The 8,600-nt window shown below is 52.5% G+C and carries 7 protein-coding genes; 2 read left to right on the top strand and 5 right to left on the bottom strand.

Annotation, left to right across the window (positions count from 1 at the left end):
* Window positions 1-75 precede the first annotated feature (75 nt).
* The 5 genes from leuD to leuL form a co-directional block, all read right to left on the bottom strand.
* Entirely contained in the window at window positions 76-681 is a 606-nt protein-coding gene (gene leuD / locus L977_RS07715; RefSeq protein WP_014882531.1) for a 3-isopropylmalate dehydratase small subunit, read from the bottom strand.
* Between the two features lie 10 nt (window positions 682-691).
* Window positions 692-2,092 carry a 3-isopropylmalate dehydratase large subunit gene (gene leuC, locus L977_RS07710; RefSeq protein ID WP_014882532.1) on the bottom strand — a complete coding sequence of 467 codons (1,401 nt, stop codon included), beginning with the start codon at window positions 2,090-2,092 and terminating at the stop codon, window positions 692-694.
* A 2-nt stretch (window positions 2,093-2,094) separates the two neighbouring features.
* A complete protein-coding gene (leuB, locus tag L977_RS07705) occupies window positions 2,095-3,186 on the bottom strand; it encodes a 3-isopropylmalate dehydrogenase (protein WP_014882533.1) in 1,092 nt (363 codons plus the stop codon).
* Window positions 3,186-4,757, bottom strand: coding sequence for a 2-isopropylmalate synthase (gene leuA / locus L977_RS07700; protein WP_014882534.1), 1,572 nt, complete (start codon window positions 4,755-4,757; stop codon window positions 3,186-3,188). Before leuA ends, leuB begins: the two co-directional genes overlap by 1 nt.
* 91 nt (window positions 4,758-4,848) lie before the next feature.
* Window positions 4,849-4,935: a leu operon leader peptide gene (gene leuL, locus L977_RS25215; RefSeq protein ID WP_099458923.1), complete on the bottom strand. Its 87-nt coding sequence runs from the start codon at window positions 4,933-4,935 to the stop codon at window positions 4,849-4,851.
* Window positions 4,936-5,550: 615 nt separating this feature from the next.
* On the opposite strand from leuL, the gene leuO reads away from it, so the two are divergent.
* Together leuO and ilvI are read left to right on the top strand one after the other, a co-directional pair.
* Complete coding sequence (leuO, locus tag L977_RS07695; RefSeq protein ID WP_032629721.1) at window positions 5,551-6,495, top strand: transcriptional regulator LeuO; 945 nt, start codon at window positions 5,551-5,553, stop codon at window positions 6,493-6,495.
* 379 nt (window positions 6,496-6,874) lie between these two features.
* Window positions 6,875-8,599: an acetolactate synthase 3 large subunit gene (gene ilvI, locus L977_RS07690; protein WP_047625534.1), complete on the top strand. Its 1,725-nt coding sequence runs from the start codon at window positions 6,875-6,877 to the stop codon at window positions 8,597-8,599.
* Window position 8,600 lies beyond the last annotated feature (1 nt).

Raw genomic sequence — 8,600 nt, 5'->3', positions numbered from 1 at the left:
GTTTCCCCGCCTCTCCAGAGTGGTTGAGCCTCAACGCACCCTTATCAATGGCCCGCTTTTCGCGGGCCATTGCCTTTAGCCCATAAACGCAGGCTGTTTTTTCTCGTACGCTGAGATGGCGTCTTCGTGCTGGAGCGTCAGACCAATACTGTCCAGACCGTTCAGCATGCAGTGACGGCGGAATGCATCAATGCTGAAGCTGTAGGTCTTCTCACCCGCTTTAACCACTTCCGCTTCCAGATCCACTTCAAACGCCATGCCCGGATTCGCCTTAACCAGCGCAAACAGCTCATCAACCTGTTCGTCACTCAGCGTCACCGGCAGCAACTGGTTGTTGAAGCTGTTACCGTAGAAGATATCCGCGAAGCTCGGGGCGATAACCACCTTAAAGCCGTAATCGGTGAGCGCCCAGGGAGCATGTTCACGCGAAGAACCGCAGCCAAAGTTTTCCCGCGCCAGCAGAATGGACGCGCCTGTGTATTCCGGGAAGTTCAGAACAAATTCTGGATTAGGCACTTCGCCTTTGTCATCCAGGAAACGCCAGTCGTTGAACAGGTGTGCACCAAAACCGGTGCGGGTCACTTTCTGCAAAAACTGCTTAGGAATGATGGCGTCAGTATCGACGTTAGCGGCATCCAGGGGGACAACCCGGCCTGTGTGTTGGGTAAATTTCTCTGCCATGATTGTCTCCTTATTTCAGGCTGCGAATGTCGGCGAAATGGCCGGTAACGGCTGCAGCGGCGGCCATTGCCGGGCTGACCAGATGGGTACGCCCACCGCGGCCCTGACGGCCTTCAAAGTTACGGTTGCTGGTGGAAGCACAACGTTCGCCTGGATTCAGACGGTCGTTGTTCATGGCCAGACACATGGAGCATCCCGGCAAACGCCACTCAAAACCTGCTTCGATAAAGATCTTATCCAGCCCTTCCGCTTCTGCCTGAGCCTTCACCGGACCGGAACCGGGAACCACCAGCGCCTGCACGCCCGGCGCAACTTTGCGGCCTTTAGCAATCTCTGCAGCAGCACGTAAATCTTCGATACGGGAGTTGGTACAGGATCCAATGAAGACTTTATCAATGGTCACGTCGGTCAACGGCACACCGGGCTTCAGTCCCATATAGGCCAGCGCTTTCTCCGCACTGGCACGCTCGACCGGATCGGCAAAGGAGGCCGGGTCAGGAATGCTGTCGTTAACGGAAATCACCTGACCCGGGTTGGTGCCCCAGGTCACCTGAGGCGCAATCTCTTCTGCCTGCAGCGTGACAACGGTGTCAAAGGTTGCCCCGTCGTCGGTTTTCAGGGTTTTCCAGTACGCGACCGCATCGTCAAAATCCTGGCCTTTTGGCGCGTGCAGACGACCTTTCACATAGTTGAAGGTCGTTTCGTCTGGTGCCACCAGGCCTGCTTTGGCGCCCATCTCAATGGCCATATTGCACAGGGTCATCCGACCTTCCATGCTCAGCGCCTGAATAGCGTCGCCGCAAAATTCCACTACGTGACCGGTACCGCCTGCGCTGCCGGTTTTGCCGATGATAGCCAGCACGATGTCTTTCGCCGTGATCCCCGGTGCGGCTTTACCTTTCACTTCAATCTTCATGGTTTTGGCGCGGCCCTGTTTCAGGGTCTGCGTCGCCAGAACGTGTTCCACTTCAGACGTACCGATACCAAACGCCAGCGCGCCAAACGCGCCGTGCGTTGCGGTATGAGAGTCACCGCAGACGATGGTCATGCCCGGCAGGGTAATCCCTTGCTCCGGCCCCATCACGTGGACGATGCCCTGATAAGGGTGGTTCAGATCGTACAACTCCACGCCAAATTCGTTGCAGTTCTTAATCAGTTCCTGCATCTGGATACGAGCCATCTCACCCGACGCATTGATGTCTTTGGTCTGAGTGGAAACGTTATGATCCATCGTCGCGAAGGTTTTTCCCGGCTGACGCACGGGACGCTTGTGCGCACGCAGGCCGTCAAATGCCTGCGGGGAGGTCACTTCGTGTACCAGATGACGGTCGATATACAGCAGTGGGGTTTCGTTTGGTGCTTCGTAGACAACGTGTGCATCAAACAACTTTTCATATAAGGTTTTGGCCATGATTACACCCCTTCAGCGACATAGCGGGCAATGATGTCGCCCATTTCATCAGTACTGACTGCTGCCGTGCCGCGTGCTAAATCACCGGTACGGACGCCTTCTTCTAACGCCCGGTTAATGGCGTTTTCAATTGCGGTTGCTGCATCACCTGCATCAAGGCTGTAGCGCAGCAGCAGAGCCAGGGAGAGGATCTGTGCAATCGGGTTGGCGATGTTTTTGCCTGCGATATCCGGTGCGGAGCCCCCGGCAGGTTCGTACAGCCCGAAGCCTTCTTCATTCAGGCTGGCGGATGGCAACATCCCCATGGAGCCGGTGATCATCGCGCACTCGTCAGACAGGATATCGCCGAACAGGTTAGAGCAGAGCAGCACGTCAAACTGGGAGGGATCCTTAATCAGCTGCATGGTCGCGTTATCAATGTACATATGCGACAGCTCAACGTCCGGATACTGCTTCGCGACTTCGCTGACGATCTCACGCCACAAAATGGACGACTGCAGCACGTTCGCTTTATCAATGGAGGTCACTTTATGACGGCGTTTACGCGCCGACTCAAAGGCGATATGGGCAATACGTTCAATTTCGAAACGGTGATATACCTCGGTATCGAATGCTTTTTCATGCTGGCCGCTGCCTTCGCGGCCCTTTGGCTGACCGAAGTAAATTCCGCCGGTCAGCTCGCGCACGCAGAGAATGTCGAAACCGTTGGCCGCGATATCCGCGCGCAGCGGGCAGAATTCTTCCAGCCCCTGATAGAGCTTCGCCGGACGCAGGTTGCTGAACAGCTTAAAGTGTTTACGCAGCGGCAGCAGCGCGCCGCGCTCTGGCTGCTCAGCCGGCGGCAGGTGTTCCCATTTTGGGCCACCGACGGAGCCAAACAGCACGGCGTCGGCATTTTCGCAGCCTTCAACGGTGGCTTTTGGCAGCGGCGTACCGTGGTTATCAATGGCAATACCGCCCACGTCGTAATGGCTGGTGGTGATTTTCATCGCAAAACGCGAGCGAACGGCTTCCAGTACTTTCAGCGCCTGTGCCATCACTTCCGGGCCAATACCATCACCCGGCAACACAGCAATATGGTAATTCTTCGACATTACACGGTTTCCTTGTTGTTCTCTTTATTCTGAGCCTTGCGTTGCAACTCTTTTTCGACTTCAGCGGCGCGCCAGATGTTGTTCAGGACATGCACCATTGCTTTCGCGGAGGATTCGACAATATCCGTCGCCAGACCCACTCCGTGGAAACGGCGACCGTTGTAATTGACGACGATATCCACCTGGCCTAAAGCGTCTTTACCATGCCCTTTCGCCGTAAGGTCATATTTCACCAGCTCAACGTCGTACTCGGTGACGCGGTTGATTGCCTGATAGATGGCGTCGACAGGGCCGTTACCGTTTGCCGCTTCGGCTTTAATCTCGTCACCACAGGCCAGTTTGACCGAGGCGGTGGCGATGTCGCTGGAGCCGGACTGCACGTTGAAGTAATCCAGACGGAAGTGCTCTGGCTCTTCCTGCTGTTTGTTAATAAAGGCCAGCGCTTCCAGGTCATAGTCGAACACCTGACCTTTTTTGTCGGCCAGCTTCAGGAATGCGTCGTACAGCTGATCCATGTTGTAATCGCTGTCCTGATAACCCATCTCTTCCATACGGTGTTTCACCGCGGCGCGGCCGGAACGGGAGGTCAGGTTCAACTGCACCTGGTTCAGACCGATAGATTCCGGGGTCATGATTTCGTAGTTTTCGCGGTTTTTCAGTACGCCGTCCTGGTGGATACCAGAGGAATGCGCGAACGCGCCCGTGCCGACAATCGCTTTGTTGGCCGGGATTGGCATGTTGCAAATCTGGCTGACGGTCTGGCTGGTGCGCCAGATTTCGTTGTGATTGATGCGGGTGTGCACGTTCATGATGTCTTTGCGCACTTTGATCGCCATGATCACTTCTTCCAGCGAACAGTTGCCCGCGCGTTCACCGATACCGTTCATCGCGCCTTCTACCTGGCGCGCACCAGCGTGGACAGCGGCGATGGCATTGCCCACCGCCAGCCCTAAATCATCGTGGGTGTGGACGGAGATAATTGCTTTATCAATATTCGGTACGCGGTCATACAGGCCGGTGATGATGTTTGAGAACTCAAACGGCATGGTGTAGCCGACGGTGTCCGGGATATTGATGGTTTTCGCGCCCGCGTTGATGGCGGCTTCCACAACGCGCGCCAGGTCTTCGATTGGCGTACGGCCCGCGTCTTCGCAAGAGAATTCAACGTCATCGGTATAGTTACGTGCGCGCTTAACCATATACACCGCGCGTTCAATCACCTCATCCAGCGTGCTGCGCAATTTGGTTGCTATATGCATTGGCGAGGTAGCAATGAAGGTGTGAATACGGAAGGCTTCGGCCACTTTCAGCGACTCGGCCGCAACGTCGATGTCTTTCTCTACACAGCGTGCCAGGCCACAGACGCGGCTATTTTTAATGGTGCGCGCAATGGTCTGTACGGATTCGAAATCACCCGGAGAAGAGACCGGGAACCCCACCTCCATGACGTCGACGCCCATTCGCTCGAGAGCCAGCGCAATCTGCAGTTTCTCTTTTACACTCAGGCTTGCCTGTAATGCCTGTTCACCGTCACGTAAAGTAGTATCGAAAATAATGACTTGCTGGCTCATGGGTTAGGTCCTTGTCAGTCTTAGGGCGCCTTGCTACGAGCATAAAAAAACCCGCGCAGTGGCGCGGGTTTTTAGTCTTACTGGTGACGATTCAACGCTGAATTTCGCCCGCCAGTCTACCGCGCACAGAAGATGCGTTTAGTAGTAGTAGACCGGTGAAACGATGGGTGCGTGTCATGAATCGTGCTCCGTTAAATTCAATATACTTTTAGTGGTACTGGATACGGCTGTTGATGTCAACCCCTGGCGGTAAAAACGGTTCCGACAGACTGAACAGACAGGTTATAGGCTTTAGCTTATTGTGCTGGATTTTGCTTTTCAGGCTATATGAATTGTCTAAAATTGGACTCAAAAAGCATTTGCAGAAATAAGTACATTTAGCAGATGTTTTGAAATATGTATTTTCCGTCGTGGATGTTTTCTTTTTAAAGTATTTAATATCATTGATTTACCATTCACATAGGCATTCTTTCTCTCTGGCCGTGAATGAATGGGAATAACAGATTATTAACGTAAGTATACGCAAAGTCGATAACAGTTTAATTATACTTAAGTCATCCTTAACCAGATGACCATTGTGTATTGACTTGGTTTATGGTTTCATTCTAACTATAAAGTCAAATATATCTGTTATGCCGGTTTTTATTTGTGTGTTATCGCGTGATCTTTATATATTCCGATTTTTAAACAATTCTCTTTTGTTGGACGTATTGGCATGGTAAATCATATTTTTCGGGATTATTACAATGCGTCGGCGAAGGACGTGCTGTGTAGCGTGACAGTGGAGTCAGAAGTGTCAGAAAATAATATTAAACAACCTCAAGTTACAGATGGGATTAAACCCCAGCTACGCACGGTGGATCTTAATCTACTGACGGTGTTTGATGCTGTCATGCAGGAGCAGAATATCACCCGGGCGGCGCAAGCGTTGGGGATGTCACAACCTGCCGTGAGTAATGCCGTTGCCAGGCTTAAGGTGATGTTCAACGACGAATTATTCGTTCGCTACGGACGAGGGATTCAGCCTACTGCGCGGGCATTCCAGCTCTTCGGCTCTATTCGCCAGGCTCTGCAACTGGTGCAAAATGAGCTGCCGGGCTCGGGTTTTGAACCGCTAAGCAGTGAACGCGTATTCCATCTCTGCGTCTGCAGTCCGTTAGATAATTATCTGACATCTATTATTTATAATAAGGTTGAAGAGATTGCGCCAAATATTAATCTGGTGTTCAAATCATCCTTAAATCAAAACACAGAACACCAGTTACGTTACCAGGAAACCGAATTTGTTCTGGGATACGAAGAGTTCCGTCGCCCTGAATTTTCGTGCGTGCCGTTGTTTAAAGATGAAATGGTATTGGTTGCCAGTAAAAAACATCCACGATTGAATGCTCCGCTACGTGAAAGTGATGTTTATAGCGAACAACATGCCGTGGTTGCGCTCGACAGATATGCCTCATTTAGTCTGCCGTGGTACGACACAGCAGATAAACAGGCGAGCGTGGCATATCAAGGAATGGCTATGGTCAGCGTATTAAACGTCGTTTCACAGACGCAGCTGGTGGCTATTGCCCCGCGCTGGCTGGCGGAAGAGTTCTCTGACGCGTTAAATCTGCAAATTTTGCCTCTGCCGCTTAAGCTTAATAGCCGTACCTGTTATCTCTCCTGGCATGAAGCTGCAGGGCGGGACAAAGGGCATCAGTGGATGGAAGAATTACTTATCAGCATCTGCCGCCGTTAATCAGGTCAGGATAAATTACATCTTTGCATGTGGTTTATCCTGGTTTTGTTTTGTTAACTGCTATTTTATTCTGTTCTGAATCTTTTCTGACGGTTGCCAGACCTGTAAAAATAGATGATTTCCTGAATCATCGCGCTTTTCAGCGATGATTTATCATCTCCTCCTCTAATTACAGATGAATTAACCATATCCTCTGGCAATGTCTGTTTTTTCTGCTTTCACTGCCTCTTCGCTCTCCGGGTTTGCTAATTGCCTGCCTCATAACGAGCGGTTAAGGTAAGTATCACTCAGCTAATAGAAGACGGGTTCATCCCGATCGCAAGACGGTGCAGAAATGAATTCGGCGGTCCGTCTATAACAAAATGCCTGGAGGCAAAGCATGGAGATGTTGTCTGGCGCGGAAATGGTCGTCCGATCGCTTATCGATCAGGGCGTGAAACAAGTGTTCGGCTATCCTGGCGGCGCGGTCCTTGATATTTATGATGCACTGCATACGGTAGGCGGCATTGACCATATCCTTGTACGTCATGAACAGGCGGCGGTGCATATGGCTGATGGCCTGGCGCGTGCGACGGGGGAAGTGGGCGTGGTGTTAGTCACGTCGGGACCCGGTGCGACAAACGCTATTACCGGCATTGCGACCGCGTACATGGACTCTATTCCGCTGGTGATCCTCTCCGGGCAGGTAGCAACCTCACTGATTGGCTACGACGCATTTCAGGAGTGCGACATGGTCGGGATATCGCGTCCCGTTGTGAAGCACAGCTTCCTGGTCAAGCAAACCGAAGACATTCCTGGCGTGCTGAAAAAAGCATTCTGGCTGGCGGCAAGCGGACGTCCGGGACCGGTGGTGGTCGATCTGCCTAAAGATATCCTGAATCCGGCAAACAAGCTGCCTTATGTCTGGCCGGAATCGGTAAGTATGCGTTCTTACAACCCCACCACGCAGGGCCACAAAGGCCAAATCAAACGTGCGCTGCAGACGCTGCTGGCCGCTAAAAAACCGGTGGTCTATGTCGGCGGTGGGGCAATTAATTCTGCGTGTGAGCCACAGCTTCGTGAACTGATCGAAAAGCTCAATCTTCCTGTTGCGTCGTCGCTGATGGGACTCGGGGCGTTTCCCGCCACCCACCGTCAGGCGCTGGGCATGCTGGGTATGCACGGTACCTATGAAGCCAACATGACGATGCATCATTCCGATGTGATCTTTGCCGTCGGCGTGCGCTTTGACGATCGTACGACCAACAATCTGGCGAAGTATTGCCCGAATGCCACGGTGCTGCACATTGATATCGACCCCACGTCGATTTCAAAAACGGTGTCAGCTGATGTGCCTATCGTCGGCGATGCCCGGCAGGTACTGGAGCAAATGCTGGATCTGCTGACCCAGGAGAGCACGACTCAACCGCTGGATGAGATCCGCGACTGGTGGCTGCAAATTGAGCATTGGCGCGCGCGCCAGTGTCTGAAATATGACACTCAAAGTGAGCATATTAAGCCTCAGGCCGTGATTGAAGCGGTCTGGCGACTGACGAAAGGCGACGCCTATGTCACTTCAGACGTGGGTCAGCATCAAATGTTCGCCGCCCTCTATTATCCCTTTGATAAACCGCGTCACTGGATCAATTCGGGGGGATTAGGAACGATGGGCTTTGGTTTGCCTGCCGCGCTGGGCGTGAAGCTGGCACTGCCAAATGAAACCGTCGTCTGCGTGACCGGGGACGGCAGTATCCAGATGAACATTCAGGAACTTTCTACCGCGCTGCAATATGAGTTGCCGGTACTGGTGCTTAACCTCAACAACGGCTATCTCGGTATGGTGAAGCAGTGGCAGGATATGATCTACTCTGGCCGTCACTCTCAGTCATACATGCAGTCGCTGCCGGATTTTGTTCGTCTTGCTGAAGCTTATGGCCACGTGGGGATGCGGGTGACCGATCCCGCTTTGCTGGAATCGTCGCTCGCACAAGCGCTTGAGCAGGTTAAAAACAACCGCCTCGTCTTTATGGATGTCATCGTTGATGGGACCGAGCACGTTTATCCGATGCATATTCGCGGCGGTGGTATGGATGAAATGTGGTTAAGCAAAACGGAGAGAACCTGAT

Source organism: Enterobacter sp. ZOR0014 (assembly GCF_000798855.1).
GTDB lineage: Bacteria > Pseudomonadota > Gammaproteobacteria > Enterobacterales > Enterobacteriaceae > Enterobacter > Enterobacter kobei.
The sequence above is the reverse complement of the archived record's forward strand: the minus strand, read 5'-3'. Positions and strand labels throughout refer to the sequence as shown.

Bases quoted from the DNA above. Each gene is read 5' to 3' on its own strand.
- leuD (WP_014882531.1), bottom strand. From the start codon at position 681: ATGGCAGAGAAATTTACCCAACACACAGGCCGGGTTGTCCCCCTGGAT.
- leuC (WP_014882532.1), bottom strand. From the start codon at position 2,092: ATGGCCAAAACCTTATATGAAAAGTTGTTTGATGCACACGTTGTCTAC.
- leuB (WP_014882533.1), bottom strand. From the start codon at position 3,186: ATGTCGAAGAATTACCATATTGCTGTGTTGCCGGGTGATGGTATTGGC.
- leuA (WP_014882534.1), bottom strand. From the start codon at position 4,757: ATGAGCCAGCAAGTCATTATTTTCGATACTACTTTACGTGACGGTGAA.
- leuL (WP_099458923.1), bottom strand. From the start codon at position 4,935: ATGACACGCACCCATCGTTTCACCGGTCTACTACTACTAAACGCATCT.
- ilvI (WP_047625534.1), top strand. From the start codon at position 6,875: ATGGAGATGTTGTCTGGCGCGGAAATGGTCGTCCGATCGCTTATCGAT.